The sequence below is a fragment of the Streptacidiphilus anmyonensis genome, assembly GCF_000787855.1.
GTDB lineage: Bacteria > Actinomycetota > Actinomycetes > Streptomycetales > Streptomycetaceae > Streptacidiphilus > Streptacidiphilus anmyonensis.
This window is the reverse complement of record NZ_BBPQ01000058.1, coordinates 1-17,673: the sequence shown is the minus strand read 5'-3', so window position 1 is coordinate 17,673 and position 17,673 is coordinate 1. Positions and strand designations below refer to the sequence as shown.

The 17,673-nt window shown below is 69.1% G+C and carries 17 protein-coding genes and 1 pseudogene; 13 read left to right on the top strand and 5 right to left on the bottom strand.

What is annotated here, in order from left to right:
- Positions 1-66: 66 nt before the first annotated feature.
- A complete protein-coding gene (gene ctaD / locus TR50_RS32440) occupies positions 67-1,776 on the top strand; it encodes an aa3-type cytochrome oxidase subunit I (protein ID WP_269084825.1) in 1,710 nt (569 codons plus the stop codon).
- Positions 1,773-2,252 carry an aa3-type cytochrome oxidase subunit IV gene (ctaF, locus tag TR50_RS32435; RefSeq protein WP_052441610.1) on the top strand — a complete coding sequence of 160 codons (480 nt, stop codon included), beginning with the start codon at positions 1,773-1,775 and terminating at the stop codon, positions 2,250-2,252. The genes ctaD and ctaF overlap by 4 nt, the downstream gene beginning before the upstream one ends.
- Here ctaF and qcrB read toward each other — a convergent pair.
- The 3 genes from qcrB to TR50_RS47215 all read right to left on the bottom strand — a co-directional run bounded on the left by qcrB (position 2,234) and on the right by TR50_RS47215 (position 6,018).
- Complete coding sequence (gene qcrB, locus TR50_RS32430) at positions 2,234-3,838, bottom strand: cytochrome bc1 complex cytochrome b subunit (RefSeq protein ID WP_042430689.1); 1,605 nt, start codon at positions 3,836-3,838, stop codon at positions 2,234-2,236. The two genes, ctaF and qcrB, sit on opposite strands and share 19 nt — an antisense overlap.
- 70 nt (positions 3,839-3,908) lie before the next feature.
- Positions 3,909-4,400: a hypothetical protein gene (locus TR50_RS32425; protein ID WP_042430606.1), complete on the bottom strand. Its 492-nt coding sequence runs from the start codon at positions 4,398-4,400 to the stop codon at positions 3,909-3,911.
- A 1,213-nt stretch (positions 4,401-5,613) separates the two neighbouring features.
- On the bottom strand, positions 5,614-6,018 hold the full coding sequence (locus TR50_RS47215; protein WP_160311222.1) for a hypothetical protein: 405 nt from the start codon (positions 6,016-6,018) through the stop codon (positions 5,614-5,616).
- A 297-nt stretch (positions 6,019-6,315) separates the two neighbouring features.
- On the opposite strand from TR50_RS47215, the gene TR50_RS32415 reads away from it, so the two are divergent.
- Positions 6,316-7,530 (top strand): transaldolase family protein, encoded by a 1,215-nt coding sequence (locus tag TR50_RS32415; RefSeq protein ID WP_042430601.1) that lies wholly within the window; start codon positions 6,316-6,318, stop codon positions 7,528-7,530.
- Positions 7,531-7,680: 150 nt separating this feature from the next.
- The gene (locus tag TR50_RS32410) at positions 7,681-8,031 is read left to right on the top strand and encodes a hypothetical protein (protein ID WP_052441609.1); all 351 of its coding nucleotides are present in this window, start codon (positions 7,681-7,683) and stop codon (positions 8,029-8,031) included.
- A gap of 19 nt (positions 8,032-8,050) precedes the next feature.
- On the opposite strand, the gene TR50_RS32405 is transcribed toward TR50_RS32410, so the two are convergent.
- Complete coding sequence (locus tag TR50_RS32405) at positions 8,051-8,902, bottom strand: IS5 family transposase (RefSeq protein WP_084701335.1); 852 nt, start codon at positions 8,900-8,902, stop codon at positions 8,051-8,053.
- A gap of 85 nt (positions 8,903-8,987) precedes the next feature.
- On the opposite strand from TR50_RS32405, the gene TR50_RS32400 reads away from it, so the two are divergent.
- The 6 genes from TR50_RS32400 to TR50_RS46040 all read left to right on the top strand — a co-directional run bounded on the left by TR50_RS32400 (position 8,988) and on the right by TR50_RS46040 (position 15,088).
- Positions 8,988-9,206: a hypothetical protein gene (locus tag TR50_RS32400; protein ID WP_152648764.1), complete on the top strand. Its 219-nt coding sequence runs from the start codon at positions 8,988-8,990 to the stop codon at positions 9,204-9,206.
- Between the two features lie 9 nt (positions 9,207-9,215).
- Positions 9,216-11,540 carry an FdhF/YdeP family oxidoreductase gene (locus TR50_RS32395; protein ID WP_052441607.1) on the top strand — a complete coding sequence of 775 codons (2,325 nt, stop codon included), beginning with the start codon at positions 9,216-9,218 and terminating at the stop codon, positions 11,538-11,540.
- 133 nt (positions 11,541-11,673) lie between these two features.
- Positions 11,674-11,925, top strand: a complete 252-nt coding sequence (locus TR50_RS32390) for a hypothetical protein (RefSeq protein ID WP_152648763.1) — start codon at positions 11,674-11,676, stop codon at positions 11,923-11,925.
- A gap of 266 nt (positions 11,926-12,191) precedes the next feature.
- On the top strand, positions 12,192-13,082 hold the full coding sequence (locus tag TR50_RS32385) for a hypothetical protein (RefSeq protein ID WP_152648762.1): 891 nt from the start codon (positions 12,192-12,194) through the stop codon (positions 13,080-13,082).
- 196 nt (positions 13,083-13,278) lie between these two features.
- Positions 13,279-13,989: a ComEA family DNA-binding protein gene (locus tag TR50_RS32380; RefSeq protein WP_042430590.1), complete on the top strand. Its 711-nt coding sequence runs from the start codon at positions 13,279-13,281 to the stop codon at positions 13,987-13,989.
- Between the two features lie 847 nt (positions 13,990-14,836).
- On the top strand, positions 14,837-15,088 hold the full coding sequence (locus TR50_RS46040; protein WP_152648761.1) for a hypothetical protein: 252 nt from the start codon (positions 14,837-14,839) through the stop codon (positions 15,086-15,088).
- Positions 15,089-15,363: 275 nt separating this feature from the next.
- On the opposite strand, the pseudogene TR50_RS32375 reads toward TR50_RS46040, so the two are convergent.
- Positions 15,364-16,242, bottom strand: a pseudogene (locus TR50_RS32375) (IS701 family transposase); the annotation flags it as partial.
- Positions 16,243-16,360: 118 nt separating this feature from the next.
- Between TR50_RS32375 and TR50_RS32370 the strand changes: the two are divergent.
- From TR50_RS32370 to TR50_RS32360, 3 genes are all read left to right on the top strand, one after another.
- A complete protein-coding gene (locus TR50_RS32370; RefSeq protein ID WP_160311220.1) occupies positions 16,361-16,603 on the top strand; it encodes a transposase in 243 nt (80 codons plus the stop codon).
- Positions 16,604-16,820: 217 nt separating this feature from the next.
- The gene (locus TR50_RS32365) at positions 16,821-17,261 is read left to right on the top strand and encodes an IS110 family transposase (protein ID WP_052441605.1); all 441 of its coding nucleotides are present in this window, start codon (positions 16,821-16,823) and stop codon (positions 17,259-17,261) included.
- 54 nt (positions 17,262-17,315) lie between these two features.
- Positions 17,316-17,673 (top strand): transposase (locus tag TR50_RS32360; protein ID WP_042430584.1); only part of this gene is annotated, 358 nt, incomplete at its 3' end.

The following is a 17,673-nucleotide window of genomic DNA, read 5'->3' as shown; positions in this document are numbered from 1 at the left end:
CGAGTCCCGTCCCACCGACAACACGGCGACGGGGTAGAGGGCGTGACTTCGGATCAGGCCAGCGCTGTGTCAACGCCGCAGGCCGCCGACGCCCGCATCCAGGGTGGGGCAAGGACCGTGCTGCGCTGGGTGACCACGACCGACCACAAGGTCATCGGCAGCATGTACCTGGTCACCACCTTCGGTTTCTTCCTGGTCGGTGGGCTGCTGGCGATGATGATGCGGGCGGAGCTGGCGCAGCCGGGGATGCAGTTCTTCTCCCACGAGCAGTACAACCAGTTGCTGACCGAGCACGGCACGATCATGCTGCTGCTGTTCGCGACACCGACGTTCACCGGCTTCGCGAACTGGATCATGCCGTTGCAGATCGGCGCGCCCGATGTGGCCTTCCCCCGGCTCAACGCCTTCACCTACTGGGCGTTCCTGCTGGGCGGCCTGATGGTGCTCGCCGGGTTCCTCACCCGCGACGGGGCCGCGGCCTTCGGCTGGTTCGCCTACGCGCCGCTGAACGGCCCGATCTTCTCCCCCGGCACCGGGCCCGACCTGTGGATCACCGGGCTGGTGGTCGCCGGTTTCAGCACGATCTTCGGCTCCGTCAACTTCGTTACCACGATCATCTGCCTGCGCGCGCCGGGGATGACGCTGTTCCGGATGCCGATCTTCACCTGGAACGTGCTGTTCACCTCGATCCTGGCGCTCTTCGCCTTCCCGGTGCTCACCGCGGCGCTGCTGTGCCTGCAGGCGGACCGGCGCTTCGGCGCGCACGTGTTCGACGCGGCCAACGGCGGGGCGCTGTTGTGGCAGCACCTGTTCTGGTTCTTCGGCCACCCTGAGGTCTACATCGTCGCGCTGCCCTTCTTCGGCATCGTCACGGAGATCATCCCGGTGTTCAGCCGTAGACCGGTTTTCGGCTACTACGGGATGATCGGCGCGACGATCAGCATCACAGCGCTGTCCGCCTCGGTGTGGGCGCACCACATGTTCGTCACCGGCCAGGTGCTGCTGCCGTTCTTCTCCCTCGCCTCCTTCCTGATCGCGGTGCCCACCGGGGTGAAGTTCTTCTCCTGGATCGGCACGATGTGGCGGGGCAGCCTCTCCTTCGAGACACCCATGCTGTGGTGCATCGGCTTCCTGGTGACCTTCCTGTTCGGCGGGCTGACGGGCGTGCTGCTCGCCTCGCCGCCGATCGACTTCCATGTCAGCGACAGCTACTTCGTCGTCGCACACCTGCACTACGTGCTCTTCGGCACCATCGCGTTCGCGACCTTCGGCGGATACACCTTCTGGTGGCCCAAGTTCACCGGCAAAATGCTCGACGAGCGGCTCGGGAAGATCCACTTCTGGCTGCTCTTCGTCGGCTTCCACACCACCTTCCTGGTCCAGCACTGGCTGGGCGCGGAGGGCATGCCCCGACGCTACGCCGACTACCTCCCGGCGGACGGATTCACCACCCTTAACCTGATCTCGTCCTGCGGAGCGTTCGTCCTCGGCGCGTCGACCCTGGTGTTCGTCTACAACGTCTGGCACACCGGCCGTTATGGAAAGCGGGTGGAGGAGGACGACCCGTGGGGCTGGGGACGCGCCTTGGAGTGGGCCACTTCGTGCCCACCGCCGCGCCACAACTTCCGTGCCATTCCCCGGATCCGCTCCGACAGCCCCGCCTTCGACCTGCACCACCCGGAGGTCGACCCCGACCCCACCCATCCGCCACTGCGCACCGTCCAGGCGAAGGGGGAGTTGCCGGTCGGCCACGAGCACAAGGGAGAGCAGCCGTGAAGGCGGAATCGCTGCTGTTCGCCGGAATCGCGGTGTTCTTCGCGGCCGCCGCTGGGGTCTACGGCGCCTACGCCCACGAGAACGCGGGCAAAGTCGCGTTGATCGTCTGCGTGCTGATGTCGGGGCTGATCGCCTTCTACTGTCAGGTCCAGTACCGTCGCCGCGGCACGCGCGCCCAGGACCGCAAGGACGGCGAGATCATCGACAGCGCCGGTCCGCTGACGTTCTTCGCCCCGCACAGCCCCTACCCGCCGCTCGCCGGCGTCGGCGTGGCCCTCGTCCTGCTCGGCTTCGTCATCGAGCTGTGGGTGTGCTGGATCGGCGGGGCCCTTCTGCTGTTCTCCATCTGGAAGAGCCTGGCCCAGTTTCCCGACCGGCAGTACCCCGGCGGGGAGCCGTCGGTGCCCATGCCCGGCGAGTCCCTGCACCCGGAGGGCCCACCCCAGGACCGCGGCCCTCAGCGCTCCGACTCCTGAGCATCCTGCGACGACGCACCGGTCCGAGGCGGCTCGCCGGCCGGAGCGCTAGGACGGCGCACCACGATCTCGTCCCGCGCGGGCAGCGCCACCTGGCCGCGGAAGTACCAGGTCCTCAGTGCGCGCCCGAAGCGTCCGCGCGGGCCAGCGCCCACCTTCCCGGGCGGCTCCCGGGGCAGCATCACCCATGCCTGCTGCGCCGACAGCGGCCGGTTCGGCTCATCGAACCCGCCCGCGAGGTCCTGCCTGATCAGCCCCGTCTCTGCGCCTTCTGTCAGCAGCTCCCGCTCGTGCAACTGGAGGCCGATGCAGATCCGCTTGGTGACCACGAACGCGGCCACGGGCAGGAGGAGGAAGCAGACCCGCAGTACCCAGTTGAGCTCGTTGACCGACACTGCCAGAGCGTCGGAGATCACGTCCTGCCCGCCAGCGAGCAGCAGCACGCCGTACGCGATGATCGCCGCCACGCCCAGCCCCGTCCGGGTGGGCCGGTCCCGGGGGCGGTCGCACAGGTTGTGCTCGCGCCCATCGCCTGTCACCCAGCGCTCCACGAACGGGTAGGCGAGAAGGATCACCGCCAGCAGACCCGGCAGCACCAACGCCGGCAGGAACACCGACCAGGAGACGGTGTGGCCCGCGAAGCGTGTCTCCACGCCCGGCATCAGCCGCAGGGCGCCCTCCAGGAAGCCTACATACCAGTCCGGTTGGGCGTTGGTGGAGGCCTGGTCCGGCTGGTAGGGGCCGTAGACCCAGATCGGGTTGATCTGCGCCACGGCCGAGAGCACGGCCACCACCCCGAAGAGGGTGAACATCAGGCCGATCGAGCGCGCGGCGAACTGCGGGAACATCGGGATGCCGACGACGTTGCGCTGCCGCCGGCCGGGGCGTGGCCACTGGGTGTGCTGGAGGTAGAACACCAGGATCAGGTGGACGGTGATCAGCGCGAGCAGCAGTCCGGGGATGAGCAGGATGTGCATGGCGTACAGGCGCGGGACGATCGACGTCCCTGGGAACTGGCCGCCGAACACGAACATCGCCAGGTACGTGCCCACCAGGGGGACCGACAGGACGATGCCCTCGGCGGTACGCAGGCCGGTGCCGGAGAGCAGATCGTCGGGGAGGGAGTAGCCCGCGAACCCCTCGAGCACGGCGGTGAGGAAGAGCAGCACCCCGACGGACCAGTTCAGCTCCCGGGGCCGCCGGAACGCGCCGGTGAAGAAGACCCGCAGCATGTGCACGCCCAGGGCGGAGACGAACAGCAGGGCCGCCCAGTGGTGGATCTGCCGCACCAGCAGGCCGCCGCGCACGTCGAAGGTGATGTCCAGGGTCGACTGGTACGCCTCGGACATCCGCACGCCCAGCAGCGGGGTGTAGCTGCCGTTGTAGACCACCTCGTGCATGCTGGGGTGGAAGAAGAAGGTGAGCCACACCCCGGTCAGCAGCAGAAGGACGAAGCTGTAGAGGGCCAACTCCCCCAGCAGGAACGACCAGTGATCCGGGAAAAGCTTGCGCAGCAGCTTGCCGCCCTCCAGCACTGGCAGCCGCGCGTCGGCCGCCCGTACCAGACCCGGCACGCGCTCGGCCATGCCGGACGGGACCGGTGTGCCTTCGCCCGAGCCGGACTGCGGCGGACGCAGGCTGTCGTCGCCGGTGTGCTCAGTCGTCATCGGTGAGACTCCCTTCCGGCGGCGCGCCGGGCTTGTCCTCCCGTGCTGCGGTCCCGGCGGTGGTGGCGGACCCCAACCCCTCATCGGAGGCGGGCGGCTGCTCGACGAGGGTGTAGCGGACGGGCTCGCCGGCAGCGAGCTTCCAGTCAAGTCCCCAGTCCGCGTCTGTCGCGGGACATGAGGCGACGGTGACGTAGCGGACGCGGTCCGCCCAGTCGCCCGTGTCCGCCCGGTCGGCCGTGACGTCCAGCCGGTGCCTGCGCGCGTCCGCTCCGCTGCCGAGGTAGACGGGCGCCCAGTCATACAGTTGGGCCCGGAAGACGCGGGCCGCGGGATCTTGTCGGCCACCCGAAGCGGAGCTGACGACACGGACGGAACCGATGCGCTCCAGTCCGAGAGCGACGAGGCTGTAGGCAGTCCAGCCCGTGTCACGCAGTCGACGCGAAGTGCCGCTGAAGTTCGGCTCGCTGTAGAGCGTCACCCCCTCGGCGAGCCGATCGCCGGGGACGCATCGGGGAGCCGACGTGTCCTTTGTCTGCGACGTCGGCCGACGTGTTTCAGGGTCGCGGCTGGTCCGCAATCCGGTTCTCCTCCCAGGAAAGTAGATCGCGCCGCAGCCCGTTCACCCATTGACCTGTGGTGGATCATGTGCGCGGCGCACAGCCGGTACACGGACACCACAGGGGTGAAGGCCGCACGATCCCACGGCCAGTGGCCGAGGTCGAGAACCGCATGCCGTGTCGGTCGGCGCAGTTCGACATGGAGGGCTCGCACCAGGGCGGTCCACGCGAACCCGGTCAGCGGGGCCGGGACCACGGCGACGAGGGCGCCTTGACTGTCACGGGTGACGGCGACCGTCCATCCTCCGCACGGGGGCTGGATCGAGCGCGGGCCGGCTGTCATCGTGTCGGTCTCGGGCTGGCCGGGCGGCCGGTCGGCGTTGACCAGCGTCAGGAGAGCGGAGGCATCCCAAGGCATGCGGGGACGTACGCTCAGGGACGCCACCGGGTCACCCCCGGGCCAGCCATCGCACACCCCGAGCCATACGCGGTCTCCTCAGGCACCCCCGCTTTCGGTGAGATGGGCGCCCCGAGGCCCTTGTGTCACGCCAGCTCATTCGCGCTTCCCCCGCGAGGCACAGTACGACCGTGACGGACGGCTGCTGGAATGAACGGGTCCTCGAACGGCGGTGCGATGCAGGCGAACACGAAGAGACTCCTTCACGGCATGACGGATGCCAAGCCACGGACGCAACGACCATCCTGTACCGACCACCCCAGCCAGGATCCCGACCCCGCTCGGATCACACCCTCCAAATCAGCCGGACGGCCCAGAGCAGAACCGAGGGATTTCGTCAGCCGGCCTGCCTGTCCATCCCGGACCTTCGCTCATGGGCGCAGCCGACGGTCGCTTTCAGGGCACTGGAAACGTACCCGGGCGCGGCAGTTCCGGGCCCGCGGCACCGCCGTGGCGCTGCACCCCATACCTCGACCGCAGCGGGCCATTTCTTCGGCCGACGGTGGGCACGCGCGACGCGTGATGCAGAACAACTGACGGCCTGATTGCAAGGGACAGCCTCAACGCTGCAGTCGTCCGGCCCAGGCGCAGGCGCGGGGCTGTCCGCATGGCGCGAACGTCCGATCGGGCCTAGGTACCGCGTCTCGGACCTGACCCCCTGCGGTGCTGGTCATGCCTCACATATCGAGAACATTGGGATCGCCATCTCGAGCTGACCGCCGTACGCTACGTGGGCTGGACGGCCGGACACGGTCGACGCTCCGCTGCCGCGGAGCGGTTGGCATGTGGGCCAGAGCCACCGCGAGAGCGCCTCGCTGCCACGGGGTGAGGTCGACAAGGCGCTGCTCCTCCCGGATCCGCGTGAAGCCCAGCACGTTGGTCGCGTCGGACGGCTCCAGGTCCGGAAGGGCGCGGATGAGGTCGGCTGCCGCGGCTTCGGTGCGGCTGCCCTCCGCGGCGAAGTGCAGCAGGACTTGCTCCAGCGCCGCAACTCCCCCGGCATGTACGCGGGCACGCAACCGCCCAGCATCGACAAGACCCGATTCGGGCTTCCCGGTGTCGTGGAGGCCCGGCTGAACCATGGCGCTCTTCTCCCGGAGGCGGTCACACATCACGATGACCGAGGTGGTTCATCTTCTGACTTCCAGTATATTGCACTATGCAAAGCAATGCGGGTGTCGGACCTGATGATCGAGCGCGGACGAGCGCATCGACGGCCCCGAAACACCGGGAAAGCATCACCAGACGGCCGGGGGGTGGAGTTGAGTCGCGGCAAAGAGCTCGACCTTGCCACTACCTCTGCATTGAGCAATAATTGCCATAGGCAAAGGACATCGTCGATGTCCGGAACGATCAGAGCCTCACTCACTGGAGGCGGCATGACTGATCCTCTCACCCGGCTCACCTCTGCCGGGGTTTCCGTCTGGCTGGCCGGCCTCGGGCGAAGCCACCTGGGCGACGGAGCCCTGGAGCGGCTGAGGGCGACTGGCCGGGTCAGTGGCGCCCTGCTCGACGCCACCGTGCTGGCCGACGCGATCAGGTCCGACGGTGGATACGATCGCGACGCCACCGTGCTGGCCGACGCGATCAGGTCCGACGGTGGATACGATCGCGAAGTCGCCGAGCTGGCCCTGACCGGCGTCGGAGCCGACGATGCTCTGCGCTCACTGACGGCCTGCGACGCGCGCTGGGCCTGCGATGTCATGGGGTCGGCTTTCGAGGCCTCGCAGGGCGCCGACGGGCACGTCGCCGTCGCGATCGATCCGCGGCTGGCGCACAACGCCGCTCGCCTGGCAGACGACGTGGGCGCCCTGCGAGGCCTGGTGGACCGGCCGAACCTCATCGCAGTGATCCCTGCAACCGAACCCGGACTTCGAGCAGCCGTCGCCTGCCTCGCTGAAGGGATCAGTGTCGGCCTGGACCTGGTGTTCTCGCCGGACCGTTTCGCGCGGGTCCAGGAAGCCTTCCTCACCGGGCTGGAGCAGGCCCTCCGGCGCGGCCTGGGGATCGGCCGCATTGCCGCGGTCGCGCTCTTCTCGCCGGAAGCCGTGGACTCGGTCTTCGACGCCGAGCTGGATCGTCGCGGCATCCGCTCCCACCGACTGCGCGGACGAGCGGGGATCGCCATGGCACGGCTGGCCTACGCGGAGGGAGAGCGGCTGTCGGTCTCCCCGCGCTGGAGGTCGCTGGAGCAGGAAGGCGCCCGTCCACTGCGGCTCATGTGGACCAGTGCGACCGCCCGGCAGCCGATGGGCGAGGACACCAGGTACGTCGAGGCGCTCGTCGCCCCCGGAACCGTCTGCGCGGTGGACACGCGCACTCTGAAGGCGGTCGAGGACCACGGCCTTATCCGCACCGACGTTATGCGCGGTTCCGCTCCGGCCGCGCATGACACCCTCGATGACCTTGCCCTCCGTGGTCTGGAACTCGGCGCGGTCATCGAGGCCCTGGAGCGAGGGTCGCTGGCCGGCCAGGTCGCGGAACGGGCACGGTTGACCGACCATCTCGCGGCGGTCATGAACGGCGAGATCGTCCGATCCCGCTGGGGAGCTCCCGCCGCGCAACTGCCCGGCGGCGGGGAGTCGTTCGTGTAGTAGTGCTGGAGACGGCCGCCCGCTCCGGCCCGCGGCCCGGAACCGGGGCCCAACGCAGTCGCCTCGGCGTGAGAAAACCATCGACCGGCCCGTTGCTCGCCGATCGCGGACGATCCTCGAGCCGATGTTCAGTCCCAGGAAGGCGAACCCATGGTGACGTTCGCCGCTTCGATGTTCCCGCCACTGGCGCTCGGCTTCTTCGGTCTGGGCACCGGCTACCTGATCTACGGTCCGCACGAGTTGTTTAACTTCCCTGCCAAGAGTGAACGGGCTGACCGGTCGCTGGGCGTGTGGGGCGTGTGGATGCCCGGCTTCTGCCAGCTGCTGACCGGACTGATCCTCTTCGTCGGACTGACACTGCTTCAGGTCTTCACCGGCTCACCGCCTCTCTACATGGCGGCGCTCGCTTTCTCGGCGTACGGCATCCACTGGTTCGCGATCGGCATGAACCTCTACCGGGGCAACGACCCGCGCACCAACGCCGGGATGTCGGTCGCCTAAGAGGGCATCTGATGAGCTTTTAGGTCAATCTGCCCGTTTCTTGGGGCGGAGTGCGCCAGGTTTGGGTGGCTTCTCCGGTTAGTGCGCGGCTCATTTTGTTAGTCATGGCCCAGAGAACCATGGTTCTCGATCGCTGAGGCAGGGCTTCGTAGTCGCGGGCCAGGCGGCGGTGCTGCATGAGCCAGCCGAAGGTTCTCTCGATCACCCACCGCTTCGGCGGGGGCTGGAAGCCGGTCGGGGCGGTGCGCTTGGTGACCTCGACGTCGATGCCCAGGCGGGCACCGTGGTTGATCGTCGTGGTGTTGTAGCCGCCGTCCACCCAGACTTTGACCACGCCGGGGTGCTGGGCGGCGACCTGGTCGAGGGCCTGCCGTCCGCCTTCGGAGTCCTGGATGGAGGCGGCGGTGACGATGACGGCGAGCAGGAGGCCGAGGGTGTCGGTCACGAGATGGCGCTTGCGTCCCTTGATCCTCTTGGCCGCGTCGATGCCCTGGTCGGCCTCGGCGACGTTGCTGGACGTCTTGACGCTCTGGGCGTCGAGCACCGCGGCGGACGCCCCGGGCCGGCGCCCCTGGGACCGGCGGGTCCGCTCGCGTAACAGGTCGTGGACCTGCTGGGTTGTGCCGTCGGCCTCCCACTTCGCGTAGTAGTCGTAGACGGTCTTGTACGGCGGGAAGTCATGCGGCAGGTACTCCCACGGGATGCCGGTGCGGTTGACGTAGAGGATCGCGTTCACGATCTCCCGCAGGTCATGGACACGGGCGCCGACGCCTGGGCCTGTGCGGGCCGCCCGCCAAGCCGTGAACACCGGCTCCATCAAGGCCCAGCGGGCATCGGACACGTCGCTGCGATACGGGTGCCGAGAACTCACAAGACGAGCAACGAGCCACCCAGGCCGCAGTCACCCAAACCGCCCAAAAGCTAGATCAGTTGCCCTCTAAATGGTGATCTCCGCCATGGGCGCTACCGTCTTCTTCAAGGTCGCCGACTGGCCGGTGGGGTTGCTCTTCCTCGGGCTCTTCGCCGTCTACCTCAGCGACTTCTTCACCTCCGTCGGCGTGCAGGTCGCCCGCCGGGCCCTCGGCCTGTTCCACCTGGCGACCGGAGCGTGGCTGATGTACCTCGCCTACGCGGTCACCGTCGACTTCGCCCTCGGCTACCACTGGCGCGTGTAGGAGGCCACCATGGCGCCACACCACCCCCGTCCCGCCCGCCGAACGGGCCCGGATCTGGCTCCTCCACCGGAGGTGACGTCCACCGGCCCCCTCACACAGAGCGTGGGCGTCCACGGCATCGCCGAGACCGTGAAGTACGCGCAGACCGAAGCTGGTCCGGCCCGGGGTGTGGGCACCCTGCTCACCGTCAACCAGGTCGACGGCTTCGATTGCCCGAGCTGCGCCTGGCCCGACCCGCCGCCGGGTGAGCGCAAGCGCGCGGAGTTCTGCGAGAACGGCGCCAAGGCCGTCGCCTGGGAGGCCACCCGCAAGCGCGTCGACCGCGCCTTCTTCGCCGCCCACCCAATCGCGGAACTTCGCGAGCACGATGGCCACTGGCTGGAGTCCCAGGGGCGCCTCACCGAACCGATGCACCTCGCGGCCGGCGCGACGCGCTACACCCCGATCACCTGGCCCGACGCCGTCCGCCTCGCCGCGGACCGGCTGCGCGCCATGGACGACCCCAACCGGGCCGTCTTCTACACCAGCGGCCGCACCAGCAACGAGGCGGCCTTCGCCTACCAACTGCTGGCCCGCCGCCTGGGCACCAACAACCTGCCCGACTGTTCGAACATGTGCCACGAGTCCAGCGGCGCCGCCCTGTCCGAGACCCTGGGCGTGGGCAAGGGCCTGGTCACCCTCCAGGACATCACCGACCACGCCGACCTGATCATGGTCGTCGGCCAGAACCCCGGCACCTGCCACCCGCGCATGCTCACCGCCCTGGAACAGGCCAAACGGCGCGGCGCGAAGATCATCACCGTCAACCCGCTGCCCGAGGCCGGCTTCGGGCGCTTCCACAACCCGCAGACCGTACGCGGCCTGGCCGGTCCGGGCACCCAGCTGACCGACCGCCACCTGCCGATCCGCGTCAACGGCGACCTCGCCTTCTTCGCCGGCCTGAACAAGACCCTGCTCGCCGACGAGGACGCCGCCCCCGGCACCGTCCTGGACCACGACTTCATCGACCGGTACGCCGACGGCTTCGAGGAGGCCGCCACGGGCTGGCGCGCCCTGGACTGGACGCGGATCGAACAGCTCAGCGGACTCACCCGGCGCGCCATCGAATTCACCGCCGCCGACGCCATGACCGCCGACAGCGTGATCGTCTGCTGGGCCATGGGCCTGACCCAGCACCGCAACGCCGTCCCGACGATCCGCGAGATCGTGAACTTCCTGCTGCTGCGCGGCAACGTCGGCCGTCCGGGCGCCGGTCCCGCGCCGATCCGCGGACACAGCAACGTCCAGGGCGACCGCACCATGGGCATCTGGGAAAAGATGCCCGACCCGTTCCTGGACCGGCTCCGCGACGAGTTCGGCTTCGACCCGCCCCGCGCCCACGGGTGGGACACCGTCGACTCCATCCGCGCCATGCGCGACGGCAAGGTCGACGTCTTCTTCGCGCTAGGCGGCAACTTCGCCGCCGCCACCCCGGACACGGACGTCACCGAGGCGGCGCTCGCCAAGTGCGCGCTGACCGTCCACGTGGCCACCAAGCTCAACCGCTCCCACCTGTGCCACGGCTCCGAGGCGCTGCTGCTGCCCTGCCTCGGCCGCACCGAACGCGACATCAAGGACGGAGTCGACCAGTTCATCACCGTCGAGGACTCCATGGCGATGGTCCACGCCTCACGAGGCCGACTGCTGCCCGGCTCGCCGCAGCTGCGCAGCGAGGTCGCCATCGTCACCGCTCTCGGCGAGGAGCTCTTCGGCGACGAGCTCGGCTGGAGCCGGATGGGCCGCGACTACTCCGTGATCCGCCGCCACATCGAACACGTCGTCCCGGGCTTCCACGCCTACGAGGAGCGCGCGACCGCACCCGGCGGCTTCATGCTGCCGCGCGCACCGCGCGACTCACGCACCTTCCCCACGACGTCGGGCAAGGCCCGCTTCACCGTCAACCCGGTCACGGCCGTCGACGTCCCGGAAGGGCGCCTGCTGCTGACCACGGTCCGCTCCCACGACCAGTTCAACACCACCGTCTACGGCTACCAGGACCGCTACCGCGGCGTCAGCGGCGGACGGCGCGTCGTCTTCCTCAACCCCCACGACCTCGACGCCCTCGGCCTGGACGACGGCGACCTGGTCGACCTCGTCAGCGAGTACGACGACGGCGAACGCCGGGCCCCCGGCTTCCGCGCCACCCGCTACCCCACCCCCCGCGGCTGCGCAGCTACCTACTTCCCCGAGGCCAACGTCCTCGTCCCCCTCGACTCCACCGCCGACACCAGCAACACCCCCAGCTCCAAGTCCGTGATCATCCGCATCGAGCGCACTGGCTCGACCGTGAGCTGACGCTGACACCAGGAAGGAGGGACTGTGACCCCGCCTCGAAGCACGTCCCGTCACGAGGAGAACCGCCGCACGACGGGCGGGCACGGGCCGGGCGGCACAGTCTGTTCCGGATGGCGGCGATCCCCTGATGGGGATGGCACAGGCGAAGCTCACACGCCTGTGCCGACTGACCGACACCGCGCTGGACTGCTACGAGCACGACGACCCGAACGGCGCACTCGACGCGGTCACGCAGGCGACTCCCGAGATGGCGGGGGCCGCGAGCATCCTGAACGCATTGGTCAAGCTCGGCCGCCTGACGCCGCACCGGAGCAACCGGCGTTGGCACGCCGACACTTTCAACGGCCCAGCTGGCGGTTTCGAGCCGCCCGGGCAGTCGGGCTGACACACGGACCGGCCGAAGCGGTCACGGCTACGTCCGGAGCTCCCGAGGCGCGTGCCGCCAAGGGCGCTGGGCGGGGCTGCCGCCGCACCCGGTCGGGAACCGCAGAGCTGTCGGCGAGCGCAGGGACGTTGCCGCGATTGTGCTCGGAGGCGGCCGGGTAGTGAAGAAGCACGTCTGCGCTGGCCTACGGATTCCCAGGACCCAAGGAGCAGTTGGCGCGGAGGGGCGCGCGGCGGTCGCTCGTGAGCTGTCAGGGGGGAGCGTACATGCGTGGTCCACAGGCTCACAGACCAGTCGCCCGCGGGCGTGCCGCCGGCGCGGCGGCACGGGTCTGCGCGCTGGCGGGGGCAGTCATGCTGCTGCTCGCGGGCTGTTCGGGCGGCGGGACCCACGGGGCGGGTGCGATCACCGCGCCTCCGATCGCCTCGATTGTCATGAAGGCGTCCGACAACCAGTTCGTCAAGGTGGTCAGCGACGAGAACGAGGATGCCGGGACACTGGTCCTCCTCGGGGTCGTCGCCTTCGATACGGTCAAAGACGTGGTGAAGCAATGGGAGGCGGGGAACAAGGATCCGCTGCTGATCATCACGCAGACCATCGACGGCCGGAAGATGGACAGCGTCTTCCGCGTGACCGCGCAGCGAACCCTCCAGGTTTCCATGAACGGGAAGTTCATCGAGGACATCAGCCCGGGCGAGATCACGATCACCGTGCAGCCCCACACCGACTCCACCATCGTGGTCTCGGACGCCGACGCGGACGAGCGCGTCTACCGGCAGGGGTCGATGTCCCTGCACGCCTCCAGCCTCTTCTCCGGCAGCCACGCGCACGCGAACCTGGACACCGGCAAGGACGACAACGTCAGCCCGCAGGACGCCGAGCTCGCCTACACCTGGGCCACGGGAAGGGTGGTCGCGGTCAACGGCACTACCGTCTCCCAGTGGAACGACCAGGGCGAGCCCACCCTCGACGGCTGCGAGGCCCTGCCTGCAGACTTCTGGGGAACCGGGCTGATTCCCGGGGGCGGCTACCTCCGAACCGGCACGGCCTTCTGCGTCCATACCAGCACCGGCAGGTACGGCGCCATCGTCAAGACCGGCTCCATGATCATGGACGACATCACCTACGTGATCTGGAAGAAGCCGGGTGACCCGTGAGTCGGGCCACCCGGCGCATGGCGGACCGGTACCGGGGAACAAGGTGGGAGGTCCGCGGATCTCAGCGGAGCCCGCAGGCCGTCTCGGACGCGGCGGCCGGGGATGCCGTGTGATCCCTCGCGAACTCTCTGATCGGAGCGCCCTTGCGGCCCTAGGATTGGGTGCCACGCGTCCACCGCCTGGCAGAGGATCAGTCATGACGATCAGGCAGCTACCGCCCACGACTTCGCACCGCCGGCCCGGCCGCTGGTATTTCGTGGTCCCAATCGTGACGTTCGGCCTCTTCACGTGGATTCCCTTCCTGCACGCCGCCACGCGGAGCCGCCAACGACGCCATCGGCTCCTTGCTCTCGTTTACGGGGCCCTGGCGGCGCTCCTGGTCACACTCGCGAACATTGCGCCGAAGGACGCGCGCGGGAACCCGGCGGGGACACTGGGCACCACTTTGAATGCGATCTTCGGGATCGCGGCCCTTGCCAGCATCGTGGTCGGCTGCGTGCAGCTCGCGCGGGTGCGAACCGAGACCTACGGACCGCCCCCGGCCGTCTTCCCGCCGCCCCCTCTCGCGAGCGATCCGGTGATCGCGCAGCACCTCGCCGCACGCGCTCGCCGCCAGGAAGCGCGGGCCCTGGCTGCCCGCGACAGCGTGCTGGCCCGGGACCTCCGGATCGGCCGGCCGGATCTGCCTCGCCAGTACGAGGACGGAGGTCTCGTCGATCTCAACAGCGCGCCCGCGGAGGTCATCGCCACGGTCTGCGGACTGTCGCCTGCGGACGCCGGGCGAATCGTGGGTGCGCGCGAAAAGCTGGGTGGCTTCGATTCGTTGGACGAACTTTTCGTCTACACGCAGATACAGGGTGCGGCCGCCGAGCTGGTGCGCGAGCGCGGCGTCCTGCTGCCTCGCTGACGGGCGACGGAGTGAGCTCTCTGCCGCAGTCCTCAGTGTTCTGGTGATGACCCTCCTTCCCACGGGCGCCTGCTAACCCCCACCGCCCCTACACCCAAGCCACAAGCAGCACCGTCCCCCTTCCGCTACCAGACCCTCACCAGCGGCCCCAACATGACGACCGTCCGCCCCAGCACCTGGGTCCACCTCACCAATTCCCTCCCCCAGCAGGGCTACGGCCCCTGGATGCCCGGCACCGGGCCGACCGTCCAGCTCTGGTTCCGACCCACCGGCTCCACCTGCGGCTTCCTCATAACCACCGCCCACACCGACAGCAGCGGTGCGTTCGCTCTCTGCCCGCCCCAGCGCGCCACCCGGGCCCTCACTACCAGGCCACCAGCGTCCGGAACACCAATGCCTCCACGAGCGGCACCATCCACGTCAGCTGACACCCCCGGGGTGCCACCACACCGGCGCCCCGGAGCACGTCTCGCTGCCGCAAGACGTGCTCGACGCCCTAGCCGCGCTTGACCAGCACCGGTGACCGCTGCTGCCCCCCGGGCAGGCCGAGCGCGGCTCAGCGCGCCGTCGACCACGGCCTGGAGGACACGGCACATGTTCGCTCTGTCAGTACGGCTCCCAGTGGGGTCGCGACGAGCCGATGTCCTCGCACTTGATCGGCTCCCCGGTTGCCGTCGTGGTGGTCTTTCCCAGATCCGATTCGCGGCAGAACTCTCCCGCTTTGTAGCAGTTCCCCGCGTTCGAGCGGATCGAGCAGGTACCGCCACCCGCCGGCGCAGTTGTAGGCGCCCCGGGCCGAGTTGTCGGAGCGGGCACCGCAGCGTGCGTCGTGGGAGCGGACGCGGGCGTGGTCACCGGAGCCGGGGTCCGGATCGTCGTGGTGGCCGGGCTTGCCGAAGGCAACGAAGACGGTGCTGTCGGCGTCGGGGAGGCACTGGGCGCTGCTGTCGTGATGGTCGCGGGTGGTGGAGTGCCGCCACCGCTGGAGGAGCAGCCGCCCACGGTGAGTACAACCGTTGCGGCCGCGGTGATAGCGATAGCCAACCGCCCGGACCGCACCTGGACAGCCATCCTCGTTCCTCCTTCTTCAAGCTTCTGAGCCGCGGTACGGCCGGTGTCCATTCATCCCACAGTCTGCGGCGGTTCACACATCCCGATTCGTCCCGGTCAGGCTTGGTGACATGGTTCCGTCGCTCCTTGACGGTCAAGTCGGTGTGGGGGCCGGGCGGGATCGCGCGGCTGCGCGGGCCGTGCTAGTAGTGCTTTGTTAGGTCGGGACTGGTTCTGGTGTGGTGATGTGCTGGTGGCAGGTGGGGCAGGTGCCGTTCCAGACGGCCAGCAGCTGTTGGAGGGCCTGGACCGTCCGGTAGAGGGTCAAGCCCCGGCAGGCACTTTTGGGTGGGTCCGGGTCAGGGTCGCGAAGAGATGGGCGGCGGTGACGAGGGTGACGTGGCGGTGCCACCCGGTCCAGGAACGCCCCTCGAAGTGGTCCAGGCCCAGGGCGGTTTTCAGTTCGCGGTAGTCATGCTCGATCCGCCAGCGGATCTTGGCGAGTCGCACCAGTTCCCTCACCGGTGTGGTCTCGGGCAGGTTGGACACCCAGTAGTGCGAGGGTTCGGCCTGGTCGGGCCGCCACTGGGCCAGCAGCCAGCACGCGGGCAGGGTGCCGTCCTCGTTCAGCCGGGGGCGGCGGCCGGCCAGTCGGACCCGCAGCACCACGAAGGTCGAGGTGAGCCGGTCGCGGGAGCCCTGCCGCCACGACACCGTGCGAGCCGATGCCCGGCCCGCGGTGCGGACGTGTTCGGCCAGGGAGACGTGTGGGGTGCGGTAGCGGGGTTTGGGCTTGGGTCCGAGGCCGCTGTAGGGCGGGGTGACGGTGACCGCGTCTATCCGGTGGGCGGTGGCCTGGCCCTTGACCTGGACCAGCCACGGCAGGCCGCGTTCATCGAGGGCGTGGCGGAAGGCGGCGTTGTCGCCGTAGCCGGCGTCGGCCACGACCGCTGACGGGCGCAGGCCCCGGGCGGCGAGCCGGTCCAGCATCTCGATCGCGAGTCCCCACTTGGGCCGGTGGTGCTGGTCGGCTGGGATGCGGCAGCGGTCCCGCCGCCGTTGGATCTCGGCCGCGGCCACCGGGTCGGTGGCCTGGTCAGGATCCCAGGACAGGGGCAGGAACAGCCGCCAGTCCAGCGGGCAGGACGCGGTGTCGGTGACCGCGTGGACGCTGACCCCGATCTGGCAGTTGCCGACCTTGTGAGCTGCTCTGGTTTTCGTGGAGTCCCTGATGTCTGGGTTTGTTACGATCCAGGCGTAAGGAGAACCACGAGCTGTGCCAGCACCACGTAAGTACCCCGATGAACTCCGTGAGCGCGCCGTGCGCGAGGTCCGCTCGACCGGCCGCCCGGTGGCTCACGTCGCCCGTGACCTGGGCATCCACAAGGAGGCCCTGCGGTCCTGGGTCCGTCAGGCCGAGGCCGACGCCGGCGAGCGCGACGACCGCCTGACCACAGCCGAGCGCGACGAGCTCAAGGAACTCCGCAAGGAAGTCGCCGAGTTGAAGCGGGCCAACGAGATTCTCAAGGCCGCATCGGTGTTTTTTGCCTCAATGCCAGAGTGAAGGACACCGGCACCCGGGTGGTGCCAGAGTGGCAGGACCGGCGGGGTTGGCTCACTTTTTTGCTGCCCCGTTCACGGTGGCTTGTCCTTGATGTGCCGCCCCGCCGGCCCTGGCGTCCCCGCGGAGTGGCTTGATAGGAGCGTGCCCGCGGCCCGATTGAGGCGTGCCCCCGCGGTGGACCCGGCTACGGTCCCACACTCCCGGGAGGCTCCCTTTGATGGTCGTCGGCGTAGACGCACACAAGAAGACCCACACACTGGTCGCCGTCGTCGACCAGCTCGGAAGGCGAACTGACCAGCTCACAGTGGTCGCCACGCCAACTGGCCACGATCAGGCCCTGGAGTGGCTGAGGCAGTTCGGCCAGGTCCTCGTCGCAATCGAGGACTGCCGTCACCTCACCCGACGGTTCGAAGTCGACCTGCTCAACGCAGGCCACTCCGTGGTTCGCGTGCACACCCGGCTTATGGCCGGAGCACGCCGCTCGGCTCGCGAGCGCGGCAAGTCCGACCCGATCGACGCCGAGGCCGTGGCCCGAGTCGCGTTGCGCGAGCCCGACCTGCCCAGGGCTTGCCTGGCCGGTCCGGCCCGCGACGCGAAACTTCTCGTCGACCACCGGCGCCGGCTCATCCGCTACCCCCTCTCTGACAGTCTCTGCTGAGACGCCCGGTATGTCGGGTTAGTCTGGATGGGCGAGACAGGAGTAGACCCCGGCATGGCCAGCACCGACACCCCCGAGCAGGATCCGGCGCCCCGCCCGAAGCGGCGCACGTTCCCGGCGGAGTACAAGCTGCGGATCGTCGCGGAGTACGACGCGGCCCCGAACGGCGAGAAGGGCGCGATCCTGCGCCGCGAGCGGCTGTATCACTCGCACATCATCGAGTGGCGGGCCGCGCGGGACGCCGGCGCGATGGCCACCCTGGTCGACAAGCGCACCTCGCCGGCGCGCCCGAAGAAGGCCGCCGAGCAGGCCGAGGTGGAACGGCTGCGCAAGAAGGTCGCCCGCCTGGAGGCGGAGGCCGCGCGCAAGGACGCCGCTCTGGAGCTCATGGGAAAAGCCAACGCGCTCTTGG

Bases quoted from the DNA above. Each gene is read 5' to 3' on its own strand.
- TR50_RS32415 (WP_042430601.1), top strand. From the start codon at position 6,316: ATGACTGATCCTCTCACCCGGCTCACCTCTGCCGGGGTTTCCGTCTGG.
- qcrB (WP_042430689.1), bottom strand. From the start codon at position 3,838: ATGGCCGAGCGCGTGCCGGGTCTGGTACGGGCGGCCGACGCGCGGCTG.
- TR50_RS32385 (WP_152648762.1), top strand. From the start codon at position 12,192: ATGCGTGGTCCACAGGCTCACAGACCAGTCGCCCGCGGGCGTGCCGCC.
- TR50_RS32390 (WP_152648763.1), top strand. From the start codon at position 11,674: ATGGCACAGGCGAAGCTCACACGCCTGTGCCGACTGACCGACACCGCG.
- TR50_RS32400 (WP_152648764.1), top strand. From the start codon at position 8,988: ATGGGCGCTACCGTCTTCTTCAAGGTCGCCGACTGGCCGGTGGGGTTG.
- TR50_RS32365 (WP_052441605.1), top strand. From the start codon at position 16,821: ATGGTCGTCGGCGTAGACGCACACAAGAAGACCCACACACTGGTCGCC.
- TR50_RS32395 (WP_052441607.1), top strand. From the start codon at position 9,216: ATGGCGCCACACCACCCCCGTCCCGCCCGCCGAACGGGCCCGGATCTG.
- TR50_RS47215 (WP_160311222.1), bottom strand. From the start codon at position 6,018: ATGGTTCAGCCGGGCCTCCACGACACCGGGAAGCCCGAATCGGGTCTT.
- TR50_RS32410 (WP_052441609.1), top strand. From the start codon at position 7,681: ATGGTGACGTTCGCCGCTTCGATGTTCCCGCCACTGGCGCTCGGCTTC.
- TR50_RS32380 (WP_042430590.1), top strand. From the start codon at position 13,279: ATGACGATCAGGCAGCTACCGCCCACGACTTCGCACCGCCGGCCCGGC.